Source organism: Sorangium sp. So ce375, assembly GCF_051473855.1.
Lineage (GTDB): Bacteria > Myxococcota_A > Polyangia > Polyangiales > Polyangiaceae > Sorangium.
Map to the genome: position 1 here is coordinate 2,828,596 of NZ_CP150335.1, position 26,651 is coordinate 2,855,246.

The window sequence follows — 26,651 nt, forward strand, 5'->3', positions numbered from 1 at the left end:
GAATCGGCGCGCCGTCCTGGGCTCCTTCGTGGTACCCGCCGGGCCGTGAGGCGCCCGCCGCGGATCCAGCTGCTCTTGTGGCACGCGAGCGCCGCGATCCCGGTGCTCGGCGCCGCCGCGGCGTTCTACGGGCCCGCGCTCGCGAGGACGGGCGGCGTCTGGCCGGCGCCCCTCGACGACGTCTACATCCACTTCGGGTTCGCCCGCGCCGCGGCCCTGGGCCACCCGTTCTCGTGGATCCCGGGCAACGGCTACTCCTCGGGCGGGACGAGCCTGACGTACCCGCTCGCCCTCGCGCCCGGGTACCTGCTCGGCTTCCGCGGCGCGTGGCTCGGCCTCTTCGCCGCGCTCCTCGCGTGCGCCGCGCTGCTCGACCTCTGCCGGTCGCTCCGGCGGCTCCTCGATCCGCGCGGCGGGCCCGGCGCTAGCTGCTCCCGCTGGGTCGCCTGGGTCGCGCCGCTCTTCGTCGTGGCCGTGCCGCTGCTCGACTGGAGCTGGTTCTCCGGGATGGAGGTCGCGCTGCTCGGCGCGGTGATGGGCCGCGCGCTCGTCGCGGTGCGGCGCGCCGAGCTCGCCCCGCCGGCGCAGCGTCCGGCCGAGCAGCTCCGGGCGGGGCTCCTCGCCGCGCTGCTCGTCGCGACGCGGCCCGAGGCCATCGCGCTCGCGGCGCCGCTCGCGGTCGCCGTGGCCCACGCGGCGGGCTCGCTCGGCGCGGCGGCGTCGCTCGCGCGCGCGTCTCTGCCGACGGCGCTGCTCCTCGGCGCGCAGGCCGCCGCGAACCGCGCGCTCACGGGGGAGTGGAGCGCCGCCGGGGCCGTGCGCAAGCTCATCCTGTCGAACCCGTACCCGACGCCGATCGAGAAGGCGGTGGAGGTGGTCAAGAACCTCGCCGCGCTGCGGGTGCAGGCGCTGGAGAGCGCGCTCGGCGGCCCGCCCTACGCCTTCGTCTTACCGCTGCTCGGCGCGATCGCTGCGCTCGACCGCCGCTCGCGGCGCCTCGCCGTGCCGCTCTTGATCGGCGCCTACGGCTCGCTGCTCCTCGTCGCGCTCAACGCGACGGCGCGCTACCAGAACCTCCGCTACGCCGCCCCCGCGCTCGCGATGCTGCTCGTCGCGGCGGCCCTCGGGACCGAGGCGCTCGCGCGGCGGGGGCGGCTCGCGGCGGGCGTCGCCGCCGCGCTCGCGCTCGCGGCCCTCGCCGCGCCCTCCGCGTGGTTCGCGCGGCAGATCGACAACTTCGCCCGCTCCTCGGCCAACATCGCCGGGCAGCAGGTCGAGGTCGCGCGGCGCCTCGCCGCGCGCGCGCGCCAACACCGAGCGCCGCGGCGGGTGCTGCTCGGCGACGCGGGCGCGATCCCGTACCTGTCGGGGATCCCTGCTATCGACGGGCTCGGGCTCGGCGGCTACCGGGGGATGCCGTTCGCGCGGGCCTCGGTGCACGGGGTGCCCGCCGTGGTCGAGCTCATCGAGCGGCTCGACGCCGCCGACCGGCCTGACGTGTTCGCCCTGTACCCCTCGTGGTGGGGCGGGCTCGCGGACGTCTTCGGCCGGCGCGTCGACGCGGTGAAGATCGAGGACAACGTGATGTGCGCCGCGGACGAGAAGGTGATCTACGAGGCGGACTGGTCGGCGCTCGCCCCGCCGGGGGAGCGCCGCGACGGGGCCGTCGACGAGGTGGACGTCGCCGACCTCGTCGACGAGCGGGCGCACGGCTACGTGTTCCCGTCGCCGCGCGGCGGCTGGGTCGTCGGCGCCGTGCTGCGGGACGGGAGCGACGGCCGCGGGGCGCCGCGGTTCGACGCCGGCAGGATCATCCCCGAGGGGCGCGAGCAGTCGTTCGCGATCGGCTCCGCCGCCGCGATCGCCCGCGGGCCTGCCGAGCTCGCGCTGCGCACCGACGGGGGCGGTCCGATCGCGATCGGCGTTTCGGTCGAGCGCGCCGCGGGCGAGGCCCGCGTCGAGGTGCCAGAGCGGCCTCTGGATCGCTGGTCCGAGATCCGGGTGCCGCTGCGCGACGTCGCGGCGGGGGACCTGGTCCGGATCCGCGCGCTCCGGGGGGCATTCCGCAGCTTCCATGTCTGGCTGCTGCGGCCGTGATCGGCCTCCTCGCCGCCCGCGCGGCGTCCTCGTGGCGCGCCCGCGACACAGCGCGTCGCGCGCCACGAGGACGTCGCGCGATGGATCCATGGTAAGAGCCACCACGTGGCGAGGTGGTTCCGTGCGTCGGCCTTCGCGGCGACAGCTGGCAGGGAGGTGGCCTCGTTCGCGAGGCAGGCGGTCCTCCTGCCGTACGACACCCTCGCGCCGGTGATCCCGGACGGGGCGCGCGACGGCGACGAGGTCGTGATCATCCTCCACGGGCTCTTCGCGTCTGCCGGTGTCCTCCGGCCGTTGCGCACGGCGATCGAGCGCCACGCGGCCATGTCGAGCGCCTCGCGTGCGCTCGGTCGGACGGACCCGGCGCGCGCCGCGCCGCCGTGGTCGGTCCACACGGCGACGATGTCCTACGCGCCGGGGCCTTCTGTCGAGGCGCTGTCGGCGCGCCTCGCGGCGCTCGTCGCCGCGTTGCCGGACGGGGTGCGCTTGCACCTCGTCGGCCACAGCATGGGCGGCATCGTGTGCCGCTTCTTCGCGCAGGAGGTCGGCGATCCGCGGATCGTGCAGACCATCTCCATGGCGAGCCCGTTCGGCGGCATCCCGCGGGCCGCGCTGCTCGGCTTCGGGGGCGCGCGCGATCTCGACGCGTCGAGCCCGCTCCTCCGGCGCGTCCTCCTCGGGACGGCGCGGTCGAGCACCCCGCACCTGTCGATCGTCGCCGGGGCCGACACGCTGGTCCGCTCGCCCATCGCGCACGCGCTGCCGGGCGGCGAGGTGCGGGTGATGGAGGGGCGGGGGCACAACACGCTCCTCTTCGACCCCGAGGTGGCGGCGCTCGTGGCGCGGCGCATCGTCGAGCGGCGAGGCGGCGCGCGCTGACCTATCGCCGCTCGGCGCTTCGTGGTAGCTCGCTCGCGTGCGCTCGCCCATCGCCTGCCTCGTCGCCCTCGGGGCCTTGATCGCCCCGCTCGCCTGGTCATCGCCGTCGCGCGCGGACGCCTCCGCGTGGACCTTCGTGGGCGCCGGCGCGGTCGGCTGGAAGCAGGGGAAAGACGACTTCGTCTTCGACGGCGCGCTGTCGCTCGACGTCGGCGTCGGGACCACGCCCGACGCGCCCGTCATCGTCGGCGGACTGATGCGCGCGACGCCGATCCTCGACAGCGGCATCGATCTCGCGCTGCTCGCCCGGGTCGCGACGCGCGGCTTTCAGGCCGGCCAGCTGGGCTTTGCCCTCGACGCGGGCGGCTATCGCCGCTTCTGGGGTGCGGGTTCCACAGGCGTCGCCGGCGCGCTCACGCTCGGGGCGCCGCTCGGCATCAGCCTCTCGTTCCAGGGGAGCTACGGGACGGACGATGCCATGGCGTTCGCCGCCATCGCGGGCATCGACCTCCTGCGCCTCACCGTCTACCGGCAGTCGCTCCTGCCGCTGTGGCCGAACCCGCTCCCCGCGCAGCAAAGCCGGGACGTCGCCTCCCGCTGACCCGTCCGCCGCAGAGAAGCGCCAGGGGGCCGGCATCTCGGCCCCCTCCGCGCTACCGCCGCTTCAGGGCGTGAAGCCCGCGAGGCCGTGGACCAGCCGATCGAGGTCCGCGCGGCTGTGCCGCTCGGTCACGGCGATGAGCAGCTCGTCCCGCCGCCGCGCGTCGATCCGCCCGAGATCGAGCCCCGCGATGATCCCCTGCTCGGCCAGCGCCCGCGTGAGCTTCCCCGCGTCCCCGCCGCGGACCTTCACGACGAACTCGTGGAACGTCGGCGCCGACATCGGCAGCGAGTACCCGGCGAGCCGCGCGATCTCCCGCTTCAGGTGCTCGGCCTTCGCGAGGCACTGCTTCGCCGCCTCCACGAACCCGCGCTTGCCGAGCATGCACATCCGCATCGTGACCGCCGTCGCGCAGAGGCCGCTGTTCGTGCAGATGTTGCTCGTCGCGCGCTCGCGGCGGATGTGCTGCTCGCGCGTCGCGAGCGTCAGCACGTACCCGCGGGTCCCCTGTTTGTCGACCGTCTCGCCGACGAGCCGGCCGGGCACCTGCTGGAGGTACTTGCGGTCGTTCCGGCACGCGAACAGCCCGACGTTGGGGCCGCCGTACTGCGGCGGCAGGCCGAGCGGCTGGCCCTCCGCCACAGCGATGTCGGCGCCGAGCGCCCCCGGCGACTCGAGCAGCGCGAGCGCGTACGGATCCAGGGTGACCGTGATCAGCAGCGCGCCCTTCTGGTGGCACGCCTCGGCGACCTTCCGGATGTCGCCCACGACGCCGAAGAAATTCGGATAGCCGACGACCACGCAGGCGGTCGTCTCGTCGATCGCCCGCGTCAGCGCGTCGACGTCCGCCGTGCCGTCTCGGCCGACGTCGACCCCGACCAGCGACGCCTTGCCGGTCCCGATGCCGTGCACGTACGTCTCGACCGTGCCGACGTAGTCGGGGTGCACGCCCCCGGACAGGATCGTGCGCTCGCGCCCCGTCAGCCGGCGGGCCATCAGCACGGCCTCCGCGAGCGCGCTCGCGCCGTCGTACATCGACGCGTTGGCGATCGGCAGCCCGAGGATCTCGCTCACGATCGTCTGGAACTCGAAGATGACCTGGAGCGTGCCCTGGGAGACCTCGGGCTGGTACGGCGTGTAGGCCGTGTAGAACTCGCTGCGGAGCAGGAGCTGATCGGCGGCCGGCGGGAAGTGGTGCTCGTAGGCGCCGGCTCCCAGGAACGAGAGCATGCGCCCGGCGCGGTTCTTCTGGGCGAGCTCCTCGAGGTGCCTCATGAGCGAGCTCTCGTCGAGGGAAGGCTCCATCGAGAGCGGGCGCGTGAGGCGCGCCTCCTCCGGGATCGCGCTGTAGAGCTCCTCGAGCGACGACAGGCCTACGGCCTGCAGCATCTCGCTGATTTCCTCGGGCGTGTGGGGCAGGTAGCGCATTGTCTTGTGCAGCGGGAAGGGGGGTGCGGAGTGCGGAGGGGCGCGGCGGTCAGTGCGCCGCGGTCTTCAGGAGCTCGCTGTACGCGTCGGGATCCATGAGCGTGCCGAGCTCGCCCTGATCCGAGGGCACGACCTCGATCATCCACGCCTTGCCGTAGCAGTCCTCGTTGACGAGCTCGGGGCGGTTCTCGAGATCGGCGTTCACGCGCTGGACCTTGCCGCTCACCGGCGCGAACAGATCGCTCAGCGTCTTGACGCTCTCGATCGTGCCGAACGCCGTGCCCGCGGTGATCGTGTCGCCCGCCTTCACGTCGAGGTTGACCAGCGTGATGTCGCCGAGCTGATCGACTGCGAAGGCGGTGATCCCGATCACGACGTGGTCGTTCTCCTGCTTGGCCCACTCGTGGTCCTTCGTGTACCGCCGGTCCGTTCGGACATTGTCGCTCGCCATGTGACTTCTTCTCCCTTTGCCAACCTGGATCTCTGGTCGCCGCGCGCGGCCGCTCGGATCGAGGCGCCGCGGCGCTCTCGGCGCGGGTCAGGCCCGCTTGTAGAACGGGGTCTTGACCACGACCGCCTCGACCGAGCGCCCGCGGCAGTCGACCTGGAACGCGGTCCCGACCGCCGCCATCGGCGCCGGCAGGTAGCCGAGCCCGATGTTCTTGCCGACGGTCGGCCCGGGGCTGCCGCTCGTGCAGACGCCGACCTTCGCGCCGCTCGGGTCGAGCAGCGGGTAGCCGTGGCGCGCGATGCCGCGGCCCACCATCTCGAAGCCGATCAGCTTGCGCGCGGGGCCCTCCGCCTTGACGCGCTGGAGCGCGGCGCGCCCCACGAAATCGCCCTTGTCGAGCTTCACCACCCAGCCGAGGCCCGCCTCGATGGGGTTCGTGCTCTCGTCGATGTCGTTGCCGTACAGCGACAGGCGCGCCTCCAGGCGGAGCGTGTCGCGCGCGCCGAGGCCCGTCGCCTCGAGGCCGAGCGGACTGCCGAGCTCGACGAGCGCGCGCCAGAGCCGCTGCGCGTCGGACGGCGAGCAGAAGATCTCGATGCCGTCCTCGCCGGTGTAGCCGGTGCGGGCCACGGTGCAGCGCACGTTGGCGAGCGTCGCGTCGCGGAAGTGGAACGGCGCGAGCTCGCGCAGCGCAGGTCCGTCGCCGCCCGCGAGCGCGACGATGTCGAGCGCCTTCGGCCCCTGGAGCGCCATCATCGCCGTGCGATCCGACGCGTCCTCGAAGCTGCAGTGGCCCTGCGCCGCGGCCCGGACGTGGGCGGCGATCTTGTCGCGGTTCGACGCGTTGCAGACGATGAGCCACTGCCGCGCGTCGATCCGGTAAACGATGAGGTCGTCGAGGATCGTGCCGGCGTCGTTGCACGCGCACGTGTACAGCGCGTGGCCGTCCTCCAGCTTCTTCACGTCGTTCGTGACGAGGTAGTCGACCACCTGTCCGGAGTGCTCGCCGCTGAGGATCATCTCGCCCATGTGCGAGACGTCGAAAAGCCCGGCGGCGGAGCGCACCGCCTTGTGCTCTTCGGTGACGCCCCTGTACTGGACCGGCATCTCCCAGCCGGCGAACGGGACCATGCGGCCGCCGAGCTTGATGTGCTCGTCGTAGAGCGGCGTCCTTCGGAGCGGAGCGGTGGGGAGCGGCTTGGTCGACACGGCCGCGATCTACTTCGAAAGGTCGGAGATGTCGACTGGCGCGGCGGCCTCCGCGGCGCGGGAGGTCGAGGCCGCCGCCGCCGCCGCGCTCACTCGAGGTGGGTGGGATCGAGCACCTTGCCGTCCGGCGTGAGCCCGCTGCGACGCCAGCGTTCCTCGACGGACAGGCCCTGCTCCGGAGGCGGCCGGGTCTCGTCGCGGACGACGAGCTCCGAGAGGTGCGCGCGCGAGACGACCTCGATCCGGATCACCCGCTCTGGCGCGCTCTTCACGGTGGCGCGCGAGAAGATCGTCTTCGCGGGCCCGGTCTCGACGTTTCCGGCGAGGACGCGCGTGCGCACGTAGTTCGCCACCCGCTCGGCCGGGATTTCCCCGACGGCGAAGACGGCATCGGAGAATCGCGCGCGCACCTTCATGCGCCGCGGGATGGGCAGGCCGAACGCCTGCTCGACCCCCTCGGCGAGCTCGCCCGGAAGCGCCTGGTCGACCGGCGGCTTCGGCGCCGCGGCCTCGCTCGGCGGCGGCGCCGGCGCCGGCGCGCCGGCGTCGCCGCGGCAGGCGGGCGCGGCCGAAGCGCACGCGACGAGCGCGGCGAGCGCGCGCGACAGGCCGGCTCGCGTCATTCGATGAGGGTGGCCCACGAGTCGATCTTAACGACCTTGCGCGGCCGCTGCAGCGTCCTCGTGCTCGTTCGCGTCGTCGCCCCCTGGGCGTCCGCCTGGCCCGCGGCGCCGGTGTGGAACACGAGCTGGTACTCCGGCGGGCTGGACTGCCGGACGATCGTTTGCGTGCCGAAGAACTGATCCTCGAAGGTATCCGTCTCCGTGCAGGTCGGCTTCTGGGTCACCGCCACGCCGAAGACGATCGTGCCCGGCGGCTGCTCCTCCTCGTGCTGGGGACCCGCGAGCGGATCGACGACGAGGCAGGCGTGGGGGTACGCGGCCGGCGTCCCCGCCGCGCCGATCAGGTAGTCGACGCCCCAGATCGAGCCGGCCCCGTCCGCGCACGTGTAGGTGCCGGGCGCGACGGGCGTGAACGTCGCGAAGTACGCGCAGCCGTTGAAGAGGGAGATGGGCCCGGTCACGCGCTTGCCGCCCGTGAACGGGATGACCCAGTTCTCGCTGAAGCGGAGGCTGCTGTTGTACGGGCGCTCGGTGATCGACCAGACCCGCGTCTCGATGGTGCCGCCCGCCGTGAACGTCTCCTGATCGCCGGTGGAGAACAGGATGACCTTGTTGCCGAGCGGATCGGTGCTCACGATCGGCGTCGTCTGGATCGGCTGGCTGCTCGCCGCCGTGTCGCTCTGGAACGAGTACGCGTCCCAGGCCAGGTCCACGGTCCATTCGTCCGGGTTCGTGCTCGACAGGCTGACGCGCCAGAGCGTCCCGTCGGCGTCGCCGACATAGATGCGCTCGGCGACCTCGCCGACCCCCGCCGGGAACGGCACGGGGACGCCGGTGATCGGAGAGTCGAAGTCGACCACCTTGCGCCGCGAGCCGAGCCCGCCCGGGGCCTCGTCGAGGCGGCCCCGGAACGTGCGGATGATCTCTCCCGTGTCGAGCCGGACGATCGTGAGCGAGCGCGACGGGCCGACGGGGCCGCCGGTGCCCGCGCTGCCCCAGCACCGGACCGAGTCGCGGACCGCCAGGGTGCCCGTCGGATGGAAGAGCGAGGGCGTCGGGTTCTGCCGGTTGCACGCGCTCTGACTGGTGTCGAGCGGGGCAGAGCCGCCGGGCAGGATGGCGACCGCGATCTCCTTGATCGCGCCTTCGTCCAGCATCTCGACCATGCCGATCGCCGGCGTCGGCGTCGTGTCACCGAACAGCGGATTGCCGGCGTCGTCCGTGGAGAGCTGCCAGAGGAATTGCGGGTGATGCGGGTCCGTCACGTCGAGCGCGTAGTAGAAGCTGCCGCCCGCGCCGCCGCCGGCGAGCAGCACGGTGTTCCAGGTCGCGTTGGCGTTGCTCACCTGCGCCGACGTGCGCTCGAAGACGACGTTCTTCACGACGGGCGCGCCGTCGAGCAGCAGCGATTGCTGATTGAACGTCGCGAGCAGCCGGGGGAGCACGTGGGGCGGCAGGAACGACCAGAGCTCGTTGTTCTCGACCTTGTCGACCTTGAGATCGTCGGTCGCGCTCGCCGCGGCCACCTGGAAGGCGTGCAGCTGCCCGTCGGTCGTCGCCGTGTAGAGCACGAGCGGCCGGCTCGCCTGATCGGGGTCCTCCGCGAAGGCCCGGTAGGACTCGTCGGGGATGTAGTCGTTCGGCGGTCCCACGACGACCGGCGTGGAGTGATAGATGCTGCCGAGCTCGTTGCCGTTACGGGAGGCGATGCCCGGGGGCATCGCCTCGCCGACCTCCCACTCGATGAGGCGCCGGGCGCAGGTCGCGGCGTCGGTCGTCTGCAGCCCGCCCGAGCACTGCGGCGGGACGGCCCCGCTGGGATCGAGGTCGAGCGCGCGGGACGCGCTGGCGAGCCCACCCGCGAAGATCGACCCCTCCGCGAGCGCGGTCATCGTGCCCTTGTAGTTGCCCAGCCCGTCCGTGGCGACGTCGTCGGGGCGGATGCTCCGCCTCGACCAGATGCGCTGCGCGGTGGTGTCGAGATCGCCGATCACCGTGAAGAACTGCCGCGCCCGTGTGAGGGCGCCGGAGTTGACGTTGGCCGCGAAGTCGTCGCCCTTCTCCGGGTCGACGTCCTTCAGCTGCGTCGTCATGACGCCGTTCACGGTCTCGCAGACGAAGCGCTTGCGCTCGAGGTTGCCGGTCCAGAGCGAGCCGTCCGGCGGCGGGCTGAACGACGAGGCGAACTGGTACGCAACCCCCTCGGCGGTGCTGCCGGTGTGGGTCGCGGTCGCGTTGGCGAAGACGGGGAGGGTGCGGCTCGTCGAGTTCGCGGCGATGTGCGCGAAGATCCGCGACATCACCTCGGAGAGCTGGGTGGCGTCGTTCGGGAAATAGCCGCGGTCGGTCCCGCCCTCGATGGCGATGCGCGACAGCGTGCAGCACGCCTTGAGCGCGCCGGACGCGCCGACGCAGCGCCCCCCGGCCAGGAAGTCGACCGAGGAGAGCGTCGTGCAGTCGATGCCCGCCTCCGCGGAGAGGCCGAACCCGACGGTATAGGTCTCCACGCGCCGGTTCGGGTTGAGGTGGCTGTTGAGCGAGTGGGCGATGACCTGCGGCTCCTCGTAGGGACAGCCCGTCCCTTCGGGGCCGGGGCCGGCGCCCTGCGCGCAGGTCGGGCGCAGGTCGAGGTTCGGCTCGCCGTCGGAGATGAGCACGATCGAGGTCTTGCGGCAGCCGCCGGTGATGTACGGATCGTCGCGCGGCCCGAGCGGCTTGCCCTCCCACGTCGAGATCTCGTTGAAGATGTAGTCGCGCGCGTCGGACAGCATCCCGGCGAGCGGCGTGGCACCGTAAGGGCGCGTCGCGAGGAGCGCTTTCTGGATATCCAGGTTCACCCCGCGGACCTCGGTGATGTCCGCCGTGTACGACGGGAAGGGGATGAGCGGCCCTTCCCAGAGCGGCGCGGCCGGGTTCCTGGCGCCGACCTCCATGTCCGCGGCAGCGCACGCCGGCGGGTTGCCCCGCGCCGGGTATCCTGCGCCGCTCTGGAACCCGAGGAAGTAGCTCCACATCCCCGCCATGCCGCCCGAGGGATCGGGCACGCCGGAGAGGAGCCCGGTGCCCGCGTCGGGCAGCGTGTCGAACGTCATGAGCGAGAACCGGATCCGGTCCATGTAGACGTCGAGCAGGCCGGTATCGAGCTGCGCAAAATCCGTCGTGCAAGGGGCCGCGCTGTCCCAGCGATGCTTTCCCACCTGATCGTAGGTCGCCCCCGGGCCGTGCGTGCAGTGACCGGAGATCATGCGATGGAACGGGATGTAGTAGTTCCTGTCGTAGGGCGGCACTCCCCCGACGCTGAACTCGGTGACGAACGCGCCTGTGCGCGGCTGCGCGACGCAGCTGAAGTCCTGGATCGGGCCCGTCAGCGACTCGACGAGCTTCGTCCAGCGGCTCTTCAGGTCCTCGGAGGCGGGGGGAGTGCCGGGATTGCAGTCCGGCTCCCCGCCCGCAACCGTCTTCTCCATCGAGCCCGACGTGTCGACCAGCAAGAGCACGTTGGGCAGCGGCGGCTCCACATCCATGGCCTGCGCGCGCGCGCGTGCCGCGATGAGGCCGACCGCCGCTGCGGAGCCCATGGTGACAAGGACCTTCGTCAGGTTTCGCATCGTGCGCTCCGGTTCGTCACTTCGAGCAGAGGATATCGGCGACCACCGACATCGATTCCTGGCTTCCCGCCGTGGCGATGGCCGAGCCGCCGGGCCAGGCGATGAGCCGCGCGCTCATGGTGACCGTGCAGTAATCGACGCTCACCGGGTTCGGGCCGCCCATGTCGCTGCCGGCGCGGTTTCCTATTGCGGGCTTTATCTTATCAGTGATCTCCACCTTGGCGATCCACTGGACGTTGGTGCGACCAAGGCTCCCGGGCGTCTCCGGCGTCCCAAGAACTGGCGGCTCCAGGAGCGGTTCTGCGGCGCCGAACGTGTGCGGCAGGAGCGGCCAGCACTCGTTGGTGGCGACCGAGCAGCTCGTCGATCTCGGGATCATCTCCAGGCCGCCCTTCTCCTCGATCTCGGCGATCGCGAGCTGCATCGCGTACTCGGTGAGGTAGTGCGTCTGCGTCATCCGGCGCTCGTGGCCGCTGGCGATGGTCGACAGCGTGGCGGCGTGCGCCGCGAACAGGCCGATGGCGGTGAGCATCGTGATGACCAGCACGACGATGAAGACGGCGGCGCCCCGCTCGCGGGAGCGCCGGCGGGACCGGGCGATGCTTGCGTTCACCATTTGACGTAGGCCTGGTTGGGGAGCGCGATGTCGGCGTAGAGCGTGCGCATCCGGGCATAGACCGGCGGCGCTCCGGCAGGCGCCGTGTTTCCGTAGGTGTTGGCGCTGGCGTTGATGCCGGGGATCAGGAACCTGAGCCTGCGGCCATCGGGGCCCACGGGGAAGGGGAGGGGGACGTCGCGATCGGGAGCCCGGGTGCGGGTCGAGAGCCGCACCTGGACCGACCGCACGCGCTCCGGCACGGCCCCTGATTGGTCGTTCGCGGCCGCGTTCGTGTACACGGCCGCGTTGTCGGTCAACATGATCGGAAACCGTGTGATCTGCGGATCGGTCACTCCAGGCACGGCGCTCTCCTGCGCGACGGAGATCCCGAACTTCAGATCGACGGCGTACTCCGCGACGACCTCGAGCGTGTCGTCGATCTCTTGATCCTCCTCATCGAGCTCGACCCGCACGAGCTCGGTGCGGCCGTTGTCGCCGGTGAGCTCCGGCGTGACGGGCTTCACGAGGGGGGCGTAGGCCGTCGCCTTGCCGACGAGGCTCCGGATGTCGTAGCGGACGCGGGAGACGACGCTCACCCATCCTCCGTCGCCGGTGGCGCCGCCGGGGGTCACGCCGCAATCAGCGAGCCCCTCCAGCTTCGGCAGGCCGGGAACACCCTTCAGCGTGACGGCGATCGTGGTGGGCGGAGCGCCGATCACATTGGCGCTCTCGATGACGCCGTACAGGAACTTCTCCTGACCGCGGACCATGATGCGCAGGAACCGGCTGGGAGCGAAGATCTGGGTCAGGCTCTGCCCGCCGCCCTGCGCGCGCGCGAGCGTGCGCTGCACGGCGGCGCTGTTCGGGTTGAGCTCGACGACCCAGTCGCCCGTCTCATCGCTGATCTTCCTGAACTCGAACAGCTCGGTGCTGTTCAAGCTGCCGCCGATGATGATGGAGTCAGGGTGCAGGTCGTTGGCCATGCTCTGGCTGAGCTCCGTCCCATGGAGGAACTCCGACCCTGCGCGCAGGATCGAGATGCCGGCGAGGCGCCTCAGGCCGATCGGCGCGGCCGGGACCTGGCAGACCTGCGGGTCCAGGAGGATGTTGGGCGACGAGAGATAGGCGGCGCGCTGCAGATCCGCGGCGAGCCGGTTCAGCCCGATCGTCGCGGCGAGGTGCGAGGCGGAGGCCCTCGCCTCGTTCTGGAAGAAGCGCGTCGCGTTCTTCGAGAGCATGAAGGCCGCCAGCGACACGACGAGGCCGGCCGCCATCGCGATGAGCAGCTCCACGAGCGTGAAGCCTCGCTGTCCTGAAGCGCGCGCTCGCGGAGGGGTGGTGCGTCGGCTCGTCGTCATCGCCGGTCCTCGCTTGTGTTCCGGAGCAGGCCTGTCGTCAGGTAGACCGCGCCGAAGCGCTCGGGTTGTGCGTCGACGGTGGCCGGGGCGATCCCGCAGTTGATCGGGTTCCCGTTGCGCTCCCAGATGACGCGGATCTCGGCGCGGATCAGGCTGCCCCAGAGCAGCGTGCCCGACGCGGAGTTGGTGAACTGGCTGAAGCGGACGTGCGTGCAGAACGCGGACGCCGACGTGTCGCCCGCGTAGATGTCGGCTCCGACCACGTCGGCGCTCGGCGCACCGAGCGCCGGGATTTGCGTGGGGGTTACCCTCGTGAACGGGGCGGTGGTGCTGAGCGCGAGCCAAGCCGTGTCGCTGGCGATGTCGGGCACCCGCATGGGATCGTTCCACTGGAGCGCGTCGACCCGCAGCCGCTCTGCCCAGGTCATGGCGATGCTGTTGGCGATCGCGAGGTTGCGCGCGTTCGTGTTGCTGATGAGCGTCGCCTTCTGAAGCGCGAGCACCCCGGTGGCGCCGATCGCGAGCACGCCGAGCGCCGCCATGACCTCGATGAGCGTGTAGCCGCGGCTCGCCGCCCTCTTCGCACGCGCCGCGCTCACAGCCCGAGCCTCGCGACGCCGTTCGGCGGGACGAAGACCGAGCGCAGGAGGCCGGTCCTGGTGTTCGTCACGTTCACCCGGAGCGCGCCGAGCAGCGGCGCGAGCCCCGCGCCTGGGTCGTAGCGGACGAACGTCCGCCCCCGCGGCGTGAAGCAGACGTCGGCGTTGTCGCGCACCACGCCGTCGGGCGCGGTGGGATCGCGCAGCTCCACCGCCGCCAGCTCGATGCCGGCGGTGCGGAGCATCGTGACAGGCTCGGTCTCGGCCGGATCCATCCAGTCGGCGACGCTGAGGCAGCTCCTCGAAATCAGCGAGCCGGCGGCGTCCTGCACGAGCGCCTGCCGCACCTGGAGCTCGCCTGTCGAGGCGGTCCACCGGACGAGGACCGCCGTCCCGCGCCCGATCGCCTGGTAACGCGCGAGCCGGTAGATGCCGCTGATCTCCATCGCGGTCCGGTTCACGCGGCGATCGCGCATGCCGCTCACGAAGCTCGGCGACGCCGCGGCGGCCAGGATGCCGATGAGGATCACCACGGCGAGCAGCTCCAGGAGCGTGAAGCCGCGCGCGTCTCCACGTCGCCGGCGCGGCGCGCGCGGTCCCGGAGCGCAGGCCCGCGGTCGATCGGAATCACGGGGAGGAGGTCGCGAACAGGAGTGAGGACGCACCAAAGGCCCGGCAAAGGCAAGCCGCATGCCCTCGATGGGGATCGCTAAGTCATCGAACTTCATGGCGAATCTCTCAAAGCGATCCTCCGCGGGCGCTAACGATTGCGGCGCTATGAAAAAAGGTGCAAGGCGAACGAGCCATGCGATTTCCGCCCGAAAGGTGTTCGCCGAGCGTCCCGTTTGACCACAGCGCGTCTGCTGCGACTCGCGCGTACAGCGCGTGCTCCGGGAGGCCCTGGCGCTCCCGCGCGCTGCTCGCCGGCGCGCTCGCGGCCGCGCTGTCTTCGGGCTGCAGCAAGAAGGAAGAGCCGCTCGGCGCGCCGCCGCCGCCTCCGCCGGCCGCGAAGCCGGCGGCCTGCGCTGGCGGTGGGGGGACGATCGGCGACGCGGCGAGCGCGCCGTTCTTCCCGCGCACGACGGCCGGGTTCTGCCTCGACCCGAACGGCGCGGAGAAGACGTTCGGGGAATCGGCGCCCCTGCCGCTCGACAGCATCTGCGACATGTTCGACGGGGAGTGCGAGATCTACAAGGGATTCGGCGTGCGGCGGGTGGTCGAGGCGCGGTACGTGAGCGGCGCCGGCGGCTCCGCGACCGTCGACGTCCACCTCTCGAAGTTCGGATCCACGGAGGGGGCTTACGGGATGTTCACGAAGCGCACCGTGGGCGACGGCGACCCCGCCGACGAGGCGACGCCGCGCGAGATCGAGGGCGGCGGCGCGGCCGCGATGGGCGTCGGGAACGCCTACCTCTGGCGCGGGCAGTACCTCGCGGAGATCACGTACAACGACGAGGCGCTGGCCGAGGCGGCGCTCAAGTCGTCGAGCGAGAAGGTCCTGCCTGGGCTCGTGAAGGAGATGGGCGCGAAGCTGCCCGGCGAGCCGTCGCTGCCGCCTGCAGCGGGGGCGCTGCCCAAGGACAACATGATCCAGCTCGGCATCCGCTACGAGACCAAGGACGTGCTCGGGGTGGATGGCGCTGGGCCCGGCGCGTTCGGCTACTACAAGGAGGTCGACAAGCGCTACAGGGTGGTCGCGCTCGTGCGCGACGACGTCGACCAGGCCAAGGACGTGCTGTCGACGCTGGCAAAGCTGCCTGGCGCGGCCAGGGAGAAGGGCATCGGCGACGGCTCGGTGCGCGTCATGAACAAGGAAGGCGAGGGCCCCGCGACCGAGTGGGTGTTCGCCCGCGCCGACAAGACCGTCTACGGCATCGGCGACGAGGCCCGCGTGCTCCGCAACGGCATGACCGCCGACGAGCACGCCAAGCTGACGCTGACCAAAGAAGAGAAGACGTCGCGGCTGAAGAAGCTCGTCACCGCGCCGGCGCGCTGAGCGCGGCGGGAGGGGGGCGAGCCGCCCGCGGGGCCCGCGACGCTGCAGCGCCGCGGGCCGGGCGGCGCCGTGCGCTCACTGCGTGCGGAGGATGACGTGGAAGCCGAACGGCGTCTCGACGAGGCCGCTCACCTCGCCGACCTTGATCTTCTCGAGGCCCGCCTGGAACTCCGGGACCATCGCGCCCTTCGGGAACTTGCCGAGGTCGCCGCCGCGCTTGTCCGCGCCCGGCTCGTCCGAGTACTCCTTCACGATGTCCGCGAACTTGCTCGGGTCGGACTTGGCCTTCTCCTGGGCCTCGCTCGCGCGGATCTTCGCCTCTTCCTTCGTGCGCTCGATGGTCGGGGGCGCGCGGCGGCTCCCCTTGTACATGACGAGCAGGTGCTTCGCGCCGAACATCTCCCTGGGCGCCTGCGCCGCCGGGCGGGGCTGCGGCGGAGCGGGCGTCGGCTCGGCGGCGGTGGCGTGCGCGTGCTCGTCGGGCTCCGGGGCGACCGGGGCCGCGAGGCGGGCGAGCGGCGTCTTGTTGAACATGCCGAAGAAGCCGAGGAGCCCGATCAGCACGAGCGCGCTGAGCACGGCGTGCGGCGCCCACCAGTACTGATCTTCCGGCTCGGAGCCGTCGTCCTCCGCGTCGTCGTCGTCGTGCGCGTGGCCTCGGCCGCGGCCGTGGGCCGCCGTGGCCTTCGCCTCCTCCTCGCCGTCGTCGTTGCCTTCGTCGGTCGACCCGCCCTCGTCGTCGAGGTCCTCGTCGTCCTTGGCCCTGTCCTTCGCAGTCGTCTTGCTCATAGCGCTTCCCTGATCCGGGCCTCGGCCCTTAGCACGCGACCACGCCGGCCGTTAGCCGATCTCCGCCCACGCGCTCGTGAGCACCGGATCGGGGCGATCCTTGACAGAGGTGACCACCGCGACCTTGCCGCCTTCCAGCGCGTAGCCCCGCGTGATGAGGGTGTCGCCCGGCCACACCGGCTTGCGGAACTGCGCGCCGTACGCCCGCAGCCGGCTCGCGTCGCCGCCCGCCGCCTTCTGAATGATCGCGCGCGCCGCGAAGCCGTACGTGCAGAGGCCGTGCAGGATGGGGCCTTGCGCGAAGTTCGCCTTCGCCGCGACTTCCGGATCGGCGTGCAGCGGGTTGTCGTCGCCCGAGAGCCGGTAGAGCAGCGCCTGCTCGGGCGTCGTCGCTTGCTCGACCACCCAGTCGGGCTCGCGATCCTTCGGCACGGGGGCCTCCGACTCGGCGTGCGGCGGGCGCGGCCCGCCGAAGCCGCCGACGCCGCGCACGATGATCGACCACACCGTGTCGAAGAGCGGCTCATCGTTCAGCGTCGTCTTCGTCTCGACGATCACCTGCGCGAATTTCTTGAGGTCGTAGATGGCCGTCAGGGTGGCGGTCGTGTACAGGGTCCCGCTCGTCGGGAGCGGGCGGTGCACCCGGAGCGTCTGCCCGCCGTGGACGATGAGCGCCAGCTCGGCCCCGGCCACCTCGAGCGCCTCGAACACGCTCCCCTGGGACGGGATGACGCCGAACGTGGGGTAGACCTTCATGCCCCCCGGCGTGCCCTCGTAGAGGTACTCGAGCTCCTCGCGCTTCGCGCCGATGCCGAGCGCGTAGGTGGCCAGGGTCTTCCAGTTGAAGGTGAACGCGCTGGGCTGGGTCGTGTAGCCGACCTTCGAGAGATTCAGCGGCATCGGGGGCTCCTCGCAGGATGAGAACGGCTGGGCAGGCGTACCGACCTGGCGATGTCGCGTCAACTGCCGCCCGCTGAGCCCGACCGCCGCGTCAGAGCGTGAGGCGCCGCTGGCGGCGCTTCACGCGGCGTCAGAGCGCCAGGCGGTACGCGATCAGGACGCCGATGTTGAACATGTCGACGCGCTCGGAGAGCGAGGCGCGATCGCCGGTGGGAGAGACCTTGCGCTGCTCCGGGAGGAACCAGCTCGAGTAGCGGATGTGGCTCCCGACGCTCCAGTTGTCGGCGAAGGCCCAGTCGCCGCCGAACGCGAGCCCCGCGGCGACCCCCTCGGTGCCGATCGTCGCCGCCCTGGGCCCGACGTACGCCGTGTCCGAGTACGGGTTGCGATCGGCATCGACCGACCACGAGTCGTTGACGACGACGCCGCCGATCGTCGCGCCGGCCCACCACTCCGATTTGCGGATTCGGAAGGCGTAATAGCGAAACAGCCCATCGAGCATGAAGTAGCTGCGCGCGTGATCGCGCCCGAGGCTGCGCGCGCCGCGCGCGGCGTCGGAGGTCAGCGTCGCCGCCCAGAAGATGCCTGCGCCGAAGCCGATGTCGCGCCAGCGGTAGAGGTTGTGGATGCCGAGGGAGACGCTCGTCTCGCCCTGCTCGCAGGCGCTCGGAGACGGCGAGACGGGGCAGACGTCGGCGCCTGGGAGCGTCATCACGCCGCTGCTCACCTCCACCATGGTGTAGGGGAAGCCGCGCTCGCGCGCGGCGACGGCGCGGCGGGCCGCCCTGCTCTCGTCGGCGCGGCCGGGGGCGGAGAGCAGGAGCGCGGCGAGCGCGGCGGCGCACGCGGCGCCGCGCGCGCGCGCCGATCGCGCGCTGTCATGGCGCGCCGGCGCTGCCCGAGCGCCCTGCCCGGCGCGGACGTTGGCGGGCGCTTGCAACGTCGGGTACCGGCCGCCTGGACTCACCTTCTCTGGATTATAGCCATGGACCCGTCGACGCGGGGAGCGGCGAGGCGGCGTCCGTGGGCAGCGGCGGGGGCGAGGGGGGCAGGACCGGCGCAGGTGCGGCGCTGGCCGGCGGCGAGCCGGCGCCTGGGCTCTCGGGCGAGCCCGCGCCCCCCGGCGTCGGCTGCGGGGCCGGCGCGCCCCGGGGGACGGGGGCCGCCGGCTGACCCGGGGGCGCGCCGCGGACCTCGGTCGGCGTGGATCGGCGGGGCGCAGGCCGGCGGTCGGGGCCTGCGGTCGGCCCCGCGCTCTGCGGAGCGACCTCGGGGGGCGGCGTCGGGGCGGTGGTCTGCGGGCCGCCCGAGAGCTCGGCGACGAGGTGCTGGGCGGTGGTGAGCGCCGGGTGCAGCTCGAGCGCGAGCTTCGCCAGCCGGATCGCGCCGGTCTTGTCGCCGGCGTACTTCCGCCCGAGCGCGTCGGCGACGATGCGCTCGGACGACTCGCGGCGGAGCTCGGCGAGCCGCGCGTCTCCCGGCCACCGCGCGAGCGCCTGCGAGACGATCTCCTTGACGTTCTCGCGGGGCGGCGTGTCCCAGGCGTGCCTGCCCATGCAGGCGCGCGCGCGCTCGATGTGCCCCTCGAGGGTGTCGCGCTCGGCCGGCCCGCCGAAGGCGCCGAGGTGCCGCCCGCCGAGGAACACGACGAACCCCACCGCGCTCGCGCACGCGAGGAGCGCGGTCGCGCGGGCGATCATCGCGCGGCGTGGGAGCGGCCGCGCCGCGGACTCGACGCCCTGCATGGTCGACGGTACGGGCGCAGCGTCGCGCAGCGGGTCGAGGCCGATCGACGAGCTCGCCGGCCCGTCCGCCGCATCCTCGAGGTGCGCGCCGCTCGAAGGCCGCTCGGCCGGGGCCGGCGCGGCGAGCGGCGTGGTCCAGGAGGGCGCCGAGCCGCCGAAGCTGGCGGAGGAGCGCTCGACGCCGCTGAAGGAAGGGCGCTCGACGCCGCTGAAGGAAGAGCGCTCGACGCCGCCGAAGCTGGCGGAGGAGCGCTCGACGCCGCTGAAGGAAGAGCGCTCGACGCCGCTCGATCTCGGCGACGAGGTGCGCTCCGCGCCGCTGGAGGAGGCGCGCTCCTCCTCGCGGCGGTGCGACGCGGGGTCGCTGTAGCGTGCTGCCTCGCCCCCAGGGAGGCGCGGTTCGAGGTCGCCGATGTGGGCGCTCTCGAGCGTCGGCGCGGCGATGCCGCCGATCTGAGCGGCGAGCGCGGGGGAGAGATCGAGCGATTTCGTGCGCGACTTCGAGGCCAGCTTCATGACCGCGCTGGCGCGCAGGAGCCCGGGCTGGGCGGCGATCTCATCGGGGTCGAGGCCGCTCGCTCGCACGGCGAGGGCGAGATCGCGTCCGAGAGCGCGCGCGTCCGGGGCGCGCTCCGAGGGCTTCTTGGCGAGGTTCTGCATCACGATCTGCGCGATGGGCGCGGGCACGTAGCTGGAGCGCGCGATGCTGCGCAGGTCCGTCGGCGGGGCGTGCGTGTGCTGGACCAGCAGCGCGACGGGCGAGTCGCCCTCGAACGGGGCGCGCCCCGCGAGGCACTGGTACAGCATCGTCGCGATGGAGTAGACGTCCGCCGGCGGACCGACCCGCTGCCCCTCGGCTCCCTCGGGGGAGATGTACTTGGCGGTGCCGAAGATGAGCCCCGCCTGGGTGGTCATCGCTTTGTCGGCCCAGTCGAGGCGGGCGATGCCGAAGTCGAGCACCTTCACGTAATCCGGGTCCTCGCCGCGGCGGACGAGCATGATGTTCTCGGGCTTGAGATCGCGGTGAACGATGCCCTGCGCGTGCGCCTCGCCGACCGCGTCGCACACCTGGAGGGCGATGTGGAGCGCCCTCGGGAGCGGCAGCGCCTCGCTCTCGCCGCCTGCCCCTGCAGCGGCGAGCGCGGAGAGCAGCGAGATGCCGTCGAGGTGCTCCATGACGAGGTAGAGCTCCCCGCCGATCCGGGGGTCGGCCGCGGCGGGGACGCTCCCGGTCATGAGCACCTGGACGACGTTCGGGTGGACGAGCCGGCTCGCGATCTTGGCCTCGCGGTGGAAGCGGCTCACGAGCTCGGCGTTGCTGCTGAGCTCGCGGTGGAGGATCTTCACGGCCACGTCGCGCTCGATCCCGGCCTGGAAAGCGCGGTAAACGCGGCCCATCGAGCCGATGCCGATGAGGTGGCGGATCTGGATCTGCCCGCCGAGCGTGATGCCCACGTACGGGTCGCGCTCGGCGGCGCCGAACGTCGGGCTCTTGCGCGAGCTCGCGAGCGGGGTCCCGTCGCGCGGGCAATAGAGCACGCCCGCGTCGTAGCGCTCGCCGCACGAGGGGCAGCTCTTCGCGGGGGACGGCTCCATCGACGGCGCTGATCCTAGCACCGCTCTCGCCATAAATTCTCGGACGGAGCGGCGTTTCGGCGCGTCGGGGCGGCCGGGGGCGCTCGGGCGTGGACCGACCGGCGCCTTGCGACTACGGTCGCGGCGTGAGCGGTTCCAAGGCGGGTGCAGCACGGGCGCGCAACGGCAAAGGGCGCGGCAACGCGGGCGCCGCCCCTGCGCCCGCCGCGCGCCAGGCCGCCGCCTCGCCCGCCCGGGAGGCGGCCTCGCCCGCCCGGGAGGTCGCATCGCCGGCCCGGGATGCGGCCGACGCAGGGCCGCGCGAGGGCGAGTACGTCGTCACGCTTCCCACGTTCGAGGGGCCTCTCGACCTGCTGCTGCACCTCATTCAGCAGCACGAGCTCGACATCCTCGACATCCCCGTGAGCTTTGTCACGGAAAAGTACCTCGAGTACCTGAGGATCATGCGCTCGCTGTCGATCGATCTCGCGAGCGAGTACCTCGTGATGGCGGCGACGTTGACGCACATCAAGTCGAAGATGCTGCTGCCGAGCGTGCCTGCGGGGCAGGACGACGACGGGATGCCGGGCGAGGAGGAGGATCCGCGGGCGGAGCTCGTCCGGCGACTCCTGGAGTACCAGAAGTACAAGGTCGCCGCGGCCGAGCTGGCCGACCGCGGGACGCTCGGGCGCGACGTGTTCACGCGCGGCATGAGCGAGAGCGAGGTGCCGAAGGGGCCGGCTCCGTTCGCGCAGACGGCCATCTTCAGCCTTCTGGACGCCTTCGAGCGGGTGCTGAAGCGGACGAACGTCCAGATTGATCACGAGGTCGTCTTCGATCGCATCAGCATCACGGATCGCATCGTAGAGCTCACGGAGAAGCTCTCGGTGCGGCGAGCGATGCGGTTCGAGGATCTGCTGCTCGACAGCGTCTCGAAGGGGGGTGTGATCCCGCGCTTCGAGGTCGTCATCACGTTTTTGGCCGTGCTCGAGATGTGCAAGCTGCGTCTCATCCGGGTCCACCAGACGGACCCGCTGGCGCCGATCCACATCGAGCTCTCGGTGTCGGACGGCGTGCAGCCGGAGGCGTTCGATCCCGGGGACGGAGCGCCCGCGGCGGAGCCGTTCGAGGCGGCCGGGAGCGAACGGACAGGAGCTTCGCCTGCTCCCGGTGAGCGCAGGGTTGCGGAGGCCGCTGAGGAGGGAGGCGGAGAGGCGGCGTGGCCGGAGCTCGCGGACGTTGAGGAGAGCGCGAGCGGCGACGCGGCGAGCCCGGAGCTGATCGAGCCGGCGGAGGCGGAGAGCAGCGGGCCGGTGGAATCGGAGCTCGTGGAGGAGGCGGAGAGCGCGAGCAGCGACGCGGCGAGCCCGGAGCTGATCGAGCTGGCGGAGGCGGAGAGCAGCGGGCCGGTGGAACCGGAGCTCGCGGACGTTGCGGAGGAATCGAGCGACGACGCGGTGAGCCCGGAGCCGATCGAGCCGGCGGAGGCGGAGAGCAGCGGGCCGGTGGAATCGGAGCTCGCGGACGTTGCGGAGGAATCGAGCGACGATGCAGCGAGCCCGGAGCTGGTCGAGCCGGCGGAGGCGGCAAGCGGAGAGCCGGGAGAACCGGAGATCGCAGACGCTGCGGAGGATTCGAGCGACGATGCGGCGAGCCCGGAGCTGGTCGAGCCGGCGGAGGCGGTGAGCGGAGAGCCGGTGGAACCGGAGCTCGCGGACGTTGCGGAGGATTCGAGCGATGACGCGGCGAGCCCGGAGCTGGTCGAGCCGTCGGAGGCGGTGAGCAGCGAGCTGGTGGAACCGGAGCTCGCGGACGTTGCGGAGGAATCGAGCGACGACGCGGTGAGCCCGGAGCTGGTCGAGCCGGCGGAGGCGGCAAGCGGAGAGCCGGGAGAACCGGAGATCGCAGACGCTGCGGAGGATTCGAGCGACGACGCGGTGAGCCCGGAGCTGGTCGAGCCGGCGGAGGCGGTGAGCGGAGAGCCGGTGGAACCGGAGCTCGCGGACGTTGCGGAGGATTCGAGCGACGACGCGGCGAGCCCGGAGCCGATCGAGCCGGCGGAGGCGGTGAGCAGCGAGCTGGTGGAACCGGAGCTCGCGGACGCTGCGGAGGCGTCGAGCAGCGAACCGCCGCCGGACGTGGCCGAGCCAGCCGAGGCGATGATCGGTGAACCGGCAGCGTCGGAGACCGAGCCAGCAGAGGAAGCAGGCCGAACGCAAGACATCGCAGGGACCGAGCCTGCGCTCGAAGCGGACGCTGGCCCCGCCTTGGACCAGGCGGCGCCCGACGCGGCCGCGGGCCCGAGCGACGTGCCGGCCTCGGCGGATATCGCGGCGCCGTCGACTGAGGTGGATGAGGTGGACGCAGGGAATGGCCGTGACGGTGGCTGATGCCGCGGCGAAGCGGCGACGCGTGGCGAAGGCGACGGGACAGAGCGATTCCGCGCGGCTGAGGGCGGCGGCGTACGCATGGCTCGGTGCAACGAAGCGGCCGCGGGCAGCCAAGAAAGAGCCCCGCGCGCCGAGGACGCCGGGGCAGGGAGCGCCGGCGAGGGCGGGCGGTCAGGGGACGCCGGCGCGGCTGAGGGCGGCGGCGTACGCATGGCTCGGCGCAACGAAGCGGCCGCGGGGAGCGAAGAAGGAGCCGCGCGCGCCGAGGACGCCGGGGCAGGGCACGCCGTCGAGGGCGGGCGGTCAGGGCACGCCGGCGCGGCTGAGGGCGGCGGCGCACGCATGGCTCGGCGGAACGAAGCGGCCGCGGGGAGCGAAGAAGGAGCCGCGCGCGCCGAGGACGCCGGGGCAGGGCACGCCGGCGAGGGCGGGCGGTCAGGGGACGCCGGCGCGGCTGAGGGCGGCGGCGCACGCATGGCTCGGCGGAACGAAGCGGCCGCGGGGAGCGAAGAAGGAGCCGCGCGCGCCCAAGGGAGCGCGGCACGACGTGGTCGCGCGGCTCCGCGCCGCCGCATGGGCTCAGCTAGGACACCCGGCGCGCCGCGCCCAGGTTCCCGCCCGAAGCGTGACGGGCACGCCTGCGTCGGGGCTCTCCGCGGTTGCGCGCAAGCACCTGAAGGGGGTTCTTGAGGCGCTCATCTTCGTGGCGGAGCGACCGGTGCCAGCCCGCGACCTCGCCCGTTCGGCGAACGCGGAGCACCGCGTCGTGCGAGAGTTGCTGTCCGAGCTCGCCGGCGAGTACGAGGGGCGGGGGTTCCGCCTGGACGAGGTCGCCGGAGGGTACGTCTTTCGAACGAGCCCCGCATTTGCGCCCTTCGTTCGCGAGGTGACCGAGCAAAAGCCGGTCAAGATGTCCCGCGCCCAGACCGAGACGCTCGCGATCGTTGCGTACCGGCAACCGATCACGCGGCCCGAGATCGACGAGATCCGCGGCGTGGATTCCGGCGCGGCGCTCAAGTCGCTCCTGGAGCGCGACCTCGTGAGGATCCTGGGCAAGAAGGACGAGCCCGGGCGCCCGATGCTGTACGGCACGACGGCGCAGTTCCTCGAGTTCTTCGGCCTGAAGGCGCTCGGCGAGCTGCCCACCCTGCGCGAGTTCACCGAGCTGACCGAGGAGTCGCGCCGTGCCTACGAGCGCGAGCTCGGCGAGGAGCCGCCCGAGACGGTTGCGGTAACCTCAGGACAGGAGAGCTTCGCCGGCGCGGAAGGATCGATCCGGACGAGTGTCGCGAGCTCGGGCGAGAATCTACCGGAAGACGTCAGCGCGTCGCCTGGTGCGCCGCGGGAGGGAGATGTCGCGATGGAAGCAATGGAAGACGAAGTGCCTGAGGAGAGCTCTGTTGTGGGAGCGGATGCAGCGTCTGGCGAGAAGGACGCTTTCCGGCACGACAACGAGGTCGCCAATGAACTGCGCGACGAAGACGACGAGGACGCAGACGAGGACGACGAGGACGACGAGGACGAGGACGAGGACGAAGAGGGCGAAGACGAAGGCGACGAAGAGAGTGAAGACGAGGACGAAGACGACGAGGACGAGGACGACGAGGACGACGAGGACGACGAGGACGACGAGGACGACGAGGACGACGAGGACGACGACGAGGACGAAGACGATGAGGACGAAGACGACGAGGACTGAACGTTCTCTCTCGTCTGAACGTCCAGCGCGTCACTCCGTCGCTCAGGGCGGTGGAGCGTCCGTCGGATCCGGATAGGCCTCGGCCAGCTTCGATGCGGCGCTCCTCAGCTCGGGGTGGGCGAGGAGCTTGCGGAAGAGCCTCCAGAGATCGGGATCGGCGAGCAGCTGGAGCGGCGAGGTAGTCGCCTGCCTCTTCTTCTTGCGGGGGATCGCCTCCGGACCTTTGCGTCGCAGCTCCTCCATCATTCCGACGAAGCGCTTCGTGGGAAAGAGCTCTCCGTGCTCCCATGCGAGCACCGTCTCCTGCTCGATGCCCAGCGCTCCGGCGAGCTCGCGGGCCGTGCAGCCGAGCTCCTGCCGGAGCTTCTTGATGTCCTCGGGGGCCATGCGAGGCGAGGGTAGCGGCCTCGAAAAAAGAAAGCGACGTCGAGCAACCGGCAGCGCGCTCCTGCCGAACTCCGCGTCATGACCCATCGTCGCCCGACTCGCCCCTCGTGGGCTCCCTGTGCCCTCCGCGCCCTGCCCCTCGCGCTCGCGCCGCTCGCGGCCTCTCCCCTGTCCTGCGCGCCCGAGCTCGTCGTCCCCCCGCACCTCGATGAGGACGATGACGAAGAGCACGCCGAGGTCGCCGGCCCCACCGACGCGGGCCCCGAGCTCCAGATAGAACCCGCCGCGCCGCTGCACGCCGCGCCTCCAGTGCTGCGGCTGCGTGTGCTCCTCCCGGGCGCCTCTGCCGGGAGCGTCGATCCCGCGCGTGCGCTCGTCATCCGCGGCAAGATCGGCGCGGCACACCTCCGTCAGATAGAGCAAGGCGAGCTGTCGACGGCGCTCTCGGAGCGCATCGTCCCCTCGATCGCCTGGCTGAACGGGACGCCCCCCGAAGACCTCTCGCTGACCGTGGCGCCGCTCGCCCCGCTCGCGCCCGGGGAGACCTATGCCATCGCGAGCGGCAGCCCTGTGTTCGCGCACCACATCCAGATCGCGGCGGAGGGCTCGCCGCCCGTGCTCCCCCGGCTCTGGCCGCCGCCCGAGGCCGGCGCGACCCTCCGCCTGGGTGTGTGGTGCGGCGACATCCCCTTTCCCGAGATGGTCACCGCGGCGACGCTCGCGCCGGACGGACCGACGGGCGAGCTGCGCCGCGGCGCCGTCGACGACATCGGCGCACGCTGCCTGCGCTTCGAAGGGGAGCCCGCTGCCGCCACACCGCGCGGAGCCGACGGCGTGCGGCTCGTGGGGCCCCCTGTCGCGCTCCCAGGCGAGCCGGCGGCCGTGAGCCTCGACCCACGTCCGTTTGTGCTGGAATCGGAGCCCCTCCCAGCCGTTGCAGCTGTGTGCGCTCCGGACGAGCTCGCGCTCGGGCCCGGCTGCGCTCGGGTCGCCGACGATCGGATCCAGGTCCGTTCGGCGGATGCGCCGCTGCTCTGGGCCATCGCAGGCGCGGGGCTCGACGAGGTCCTCGCGATGCCGTCGGGCGAGCCGTTCGTCCTCGCTCCCCTGCCGCCCCTGAGCCCTGTCGAGCTCGCCATTGCCACCATCGACAACGCGGGGATCGTGGAGCGCCGGACGTTCTCAGCCATGACCCTCGCGCCCATGCCCCATGTGATCATCAACGAGGTGATGGCGAACCCCCTCGGGCCAGAGCCAGGGCAGGAGTGGGTCGAGCTCTACAACGACGGTGACGTCCCCGCTGACCTCACAGGGGTTGTGCTCGCCGATGTGGGTGGCGAGACGGAATTGCCCTCCATTCCCCTCATGCCCGGCGCGTACGCTCTGGTCGTCAACGAGGACTACGTCGTTGATGATGAGCTCGACCCTCCGCCTCCTCCCGAAACGCTTCTTCTTCGCGTCCCAAAACTTGGCAGCCACGGGCTGTCGAACTCGGGAGAACCGCTCAAATTGAAGGATCGAGGAGGTGTAGTCTTGTCCAGGTCGCCCGCCGCGCCCGAGCCAAAGCCGGGGATGAGCCTGGCCCGCGTCGCGCCGCACGCTCCAGATGGCTCGGCTGGCTCCTTCGCTAGCAACTGGCCGACGCCCGGTCGCGTGAACATAATGAACCAGGAGATCCCCTGAAGGATGGGGAGTTTGCCTCCGCGCGGGGCGAACTCG

At 72.0% G+C, this 26,651-nt stretch carries 21 protein-coding genes; 7 read left to right on the forward strand and 14 right to left on the reverse strand.

Going from position 1 to position 26,651, the window contains the following annotated elements; translation table 11 throughout:
* Positions 1–45 precede the first annotated feature (45 nt).
* From WME90_RS10775 to WME90_RS10785, 3 genes are all read left to right on the forward strand, one after another.
* Entirely contained in the window at positions 46–2,097 is a 2,052-nt protein-coding gene (locus WME90_RS10775; protein WP_437281003.1) for a hypothetical protein, read from the forward strand.
* 105 nt (positions 2,098–2,202) lie between these two features.
* The gene (locus tag WME90_RS10780; RefSeq protein WP_437281004.1) at positions 2,203–2,976 is read left to right on the forward strand and encodes a hypothetical protein; all 774 of its coding nucleotides are present in this window, start codon (positions 2,203–2,205) and stop codon (positions 2,974–2,976) included.
* Between the two features lie 37 nt (positions 2,977–3,013).
* Entirely contained in the window at positions 3,014–3,577 is a 564-nt protein-coding gene (locus WME90_RS10785) for a hypothetical protein (RefSeq protein WP_437281005.1), read from the forward strand.
* A 63-nt stretch (positions 3,578–3,640) separates the two neighbouring features.
* Here WME90_RS10785 and gcvPA read toward each other — a convergent pair whose 3' ends face one another.
* The 9 genes from gcvPA to WME90_RS10830 form a co-directional block, all read right to left on the reverse strand.
* Complete coding sequence (gene gcvPA, locus WME90_RS10790) at positions 3,641–5,005, reverse strand: aminomethyl-transferring glycine dehydrogenase subunit GcvPA (protein WP_437281006.1); 1,365 nt, start codon at positions 5,003–5,005, stop codon at positions 3,641–3,643.
* A gap of 49 nt (positions 5,006–5,054) precedes the next feature.
* Positions 5,055–5,456 (reverse strand): glycine cleavage system protein GcvH, encoded by a 402-nt coding sequence (gene gcvH, locus WME90_RS10795; RefSeq protein ID WP_437281007.1) that lies wholly within the window; start codon positions 5,454–5,456, stop codon positions 5,055–5,057.
* An 87-nt stretch (positions 5,457–5,543) separates the two neighbouring features.
* Positions 5,544–6,665 carry a glycine cleavage system aminomethyltransferase GcvT gene (gene gcvT, locus WME90_RS10800; protein WP_437281008.1) on the reverse strand — a complete coding sequence of 374 codons (1,122 nt, stop codon included), beginning with the start codon at positions 6,663–6,665 and terminating at the stop codon, positions 5,544–5,546.
* 89 nt (positions 6,666–6,754) lie between these two features.
* Positions 6,755–7,288 (reverse strand): hypothetical protein, encoded by a 534-nt coding sequence (locus WME90_RS10805; RefSeq protein ID WP_437281009.1) that lies wholly within the window; start codon positions 7,286–7,288, stop codon positions 6,755–6,757.
* A complete protein-coding gene (locus WME90_RS10810) occupies positions 7,285–10,896 on the reverse strand; it encodes a hypothetical protein (protein ID WP_437281010.1) in 3,612 nt (1,203 codons plus the stop codon). Before WME90_RS10810 ends, WME90_RS10805 begins: the two co-directional genes overlap by 4 nt.
* Before the next feature lie 16 nt (positions 10,897–10,912).
* Complete coding sequence (locus tag WME90_RS10815; protein WP_437281011.1) at positions 10,913–11,512, reverse strand: hypothetical protein; 600 nt, start codon at positions 11,510–11,512, stop codon at positions 10,913–10,915.
* A complete protein-coding gene (locus WME90_RS10820; RefSeq protein WP_437281012.1) occupies positions 11,506–12,852 on the reverse strand; it encodes a PilW family protein in 1,347 nt (448 codons plus the stop codon). Before WME90_RS10820 ends, WME90_RS10815 begins: the two co-directional genes overlap by 7 nt.
* A complete protein-coding gene (locus tag WME90_RS10825) occupies positions 12,849–13,451 on the reverse strand; it encodes a type IV pilus modification PilV family protein (protein WP_437281013.1) in 603 nt (200 codons plus the stop codon). Before WME90_RS10825 ends, WME90_RS10820 begins: the two co-directional genes overlap by 4 nt.
* Complete coding sequence (locus WME90_RS10830) at positions 13,448–14,179, reverse strand: pilus assembly FimT family protein (protein WP_437281014.1); 732 nt, start codon at positions 14,177–14,179, stop codon at positions 13,448–13,450. The genes WME90_RS10825 and WME90_RS10830 overlap by 4 nt, the downstream gene beginning before the upstream one ends.
* Positions 14,180–14,256: 77 nt before the next feature.
* Between WME90_RS10830 and WME90_RS10835 the strand changes: the two genes are divergently transcribed.
* Positions 14,257–15,447 (forward strand): DUF6599 family protein, encoded by a 1,191-nt coding sequence (locus WME90_RS10835; protein ID WP_437281015.1) that lies wholly within the window; start codon positions 14,257–14,259, stop codon positions 15,445–15,447.
* 75 nt (positions 15,448–15,522) lie between these two features.
* Here the strand turns inward: WME90_RS10835 and WME90_RS10840 are convergent, their stop codons facing one another.
* The 4 genes from WME90_RS10840 to WME90_RS10855 all read right to left on the reverse strand — a co-directional run bounded on the left by WME90_RS10840 (position 15,523) and on the right by WME90_RS10855 (position 20,477).
* Positions 15,523–16,236, reverse strand: a complete 714-nt coding sequence (locus WME90_RS10840; RefSeq protein WP_437281016.1) for a peptidylprolyl isomerase — start codon at positions 16,234–16,236, stop codon at positions 15,523–15,525.
* Positions 16,237–16,287: 51 nt separating this feature from the next.
* Entirely contained in the window at positions 16,288–17,136 is an 849-nt protein-coding gene (locus tag WME90_RS10845) for a MaoC/PaaZ C-terminal domain-containing protein (protein WP_437281017.1), read from the reverse strand.
* 130 nt (positions 17,137–17,266) lie between these two features.
* Positions 17,267–18,103, reverse strand: coding sequence for a hypothetical protein (locus WME90_RS10850; protein ID WP_437281018.1), 837 nt, complete (start codon positions 18,101–18,103; stop codon positions 17,267–17,269).
* A gap of 10 nt (positions 18,104–18,113) precedes the next feature.
* Entirely contained in the window at positions 18,114–20,477 is a 2,364-nt protein-coding gene (locus tag WME90_RS10855) for a protein kinase domain-containing protein (RefSeq protein WP_437281019.1), read from the reverse strand.
* A 125-nt stretch (positions 20,478–20,602) separates the two neighbouring features.
* Between WME90_RS10855 and WME90_RS10860 the strand changes: the two genes are divergently transcribed.
* Together WME90_RS10860 and scpB are read left to right on the forward strand one after the other, a co-directional pair.
* A complete protein-coding gene (locus WME90_RS10860) occupies positions 20,603–22,846 on the forward strand; it encodes a segregation/condensation protein A (RefSeq protein ID WP_437281020.1) in 2,244 nt (747 codons plus the stop codon).
* The gene (gene scpB, locus WME90_RS10865) at positions 22,827–24,545 is read left to right on the forward strand and encodes an SMC-Scp complex subunit ScpB (protein ID WP_437281021.1); all 1,719 of its coding nucleotides are present in this window, start codon (positions 22,827–22,829) and stop codon (positions 24,543–24,545) included. The genes WME90_RS10860 and scpB overlap by 20 nt, the downstream gene beginning before the upstream one ends.
* A gap of 42 nt (positions 24,546–24,587) precedes the next feature.
* Here scpB and WME90_RS10870 read toward each other — a convergent pair whose 3' ends face one another.
* Positions 24,588–24,932, reverse strand: a complete 345-nt coding sequence (locus tag WME90_RS10870; RefSeq protein WP_437281022.1) for a helix-turn-helix domain-containing protein — start codon at positions 24,930–24,932, stop codon at positions 24,588–24,590.
* 78 nt (positions 24,933–25,010) lie between these two features.
* Here WME90_RS10870 and WME90_RS10875 point away from each other — a divergent pair, with 78 nt between their 5' ends.
* A complete protein-coding gene (locus WME90_RS10875; RefSeq protein ID WP_437281023.1) occupies positions 25,011–26,615 on the forward strand; it encodes a lamin tail domain-containing protein in 1,605 nt (534 codons plus the stop codon).
* The last annotated feature ends 36 nt before the right edge of the window (positions 26,616–26,651 follow it).

Excerpts from the sequence above, each read along its gene's own strand:
- gcvPA (WP_437281006.1), bottom strand. The coding sequence starts at position 5,005 with ATGCGCTACCTGCCCCACACGCCCGAGGAAATCAGCGAGATGCTGCAG.
- gcvH (WP_437281007.1), bottom strand. The coding sequence starts at position 5,456 with ATGGCGAGCGACAATGTCCGAACGGACCGGCGGTACACGAAGGACCAC.
- WME90_RS10805 (WP_437281009.1), bottom strand. The coding sequence starts at position 7,288 with ATGACGCGAGCCGGCCTGTCGCGCGCGCTCGCCGCGCTCGTCGCGTGC.
- WME90_RS10810 (WP_437281010.1), bottom strand. The coding sequence starts at position 10,896 with ATGCGAAACCTGACGAAGGTCCTTGTCACCATGGGCTCCGCAGCGGCG.
- WME90_RS10815 (WP_437281011.1), bottom strand. The coding sequence starts at position 11,512 with ATGGTGAACGCAAGCATCGCCCGGTCCCGCCGGCGCTCCCGCGAGCGG.
- WME90_RS10820 (WP_437281012.1), bottom strand. The coding sequence starts at position 12,852 with ATGACGACGAGCCGACGCACCACCCCTCCGCGAGCGCGCGCTTCAGGA.
- WME90_RS10830 (WP_437281014.1), bottom strand. The coding sequence starts at position 14,179 with ATGAAGTTCGATGACTTAGCGATCCCCATCGAGGGCATGCGGCTTGCC.
- WME90_RS10835 (WP_437281015.1), top strand. The coding sequence starts at position 14,257 with ATGCGATTTCCGCCCGAAAGGTGTTCGCCGAGCGTCCCGTTTGACCAC.
- WME90_RS10840 (WP_437281016.1), bottom strand. The coding sequence starts at position 16,236 with ATGAGCAAGACGACTGCGAAGGACAGGGCCAAGGACGACGAGGACCTC.
- WME90_RS10845 (WP_437281017.1), bottom strand. The coding sequence starts at position 17,136 with ATGCCGCTGAATCTCTCGAAGGTCGGCTACACGACCCAGCCCAGCGCG.
- WME90_RS10855 (WP_437281019.1), bottom strand. The coding sequence starts at position 20,477 with ATGGAGCCGTCCCCCGCGAAGAGCTGCCCCTCGTGCGGCGAGCGCTAC.
- scpB (WP_437281021.1), top strand. The coding sequence starts at position 22,827 with ATGGCCGTGACGGTGGCTGATGCCGCGGCGAAGCGGCGACGCGTGGCG.
- WME90_RS10870 (WP_437281022.1), bottom strand. The coding sequence starts at position 24,932 with ATGGCCCCCGAGGACATCAAGAAGCTCCGGCAGGAGCTCGGCTGCACG.
- WME90_RS10875 (WP_437281023.1), top strand. The coding sequence starts at position 25,011 with ATGACCCATCGTCGCCCGACTCGCCCCTCGTGGGCTCCCTGTGCCCTC.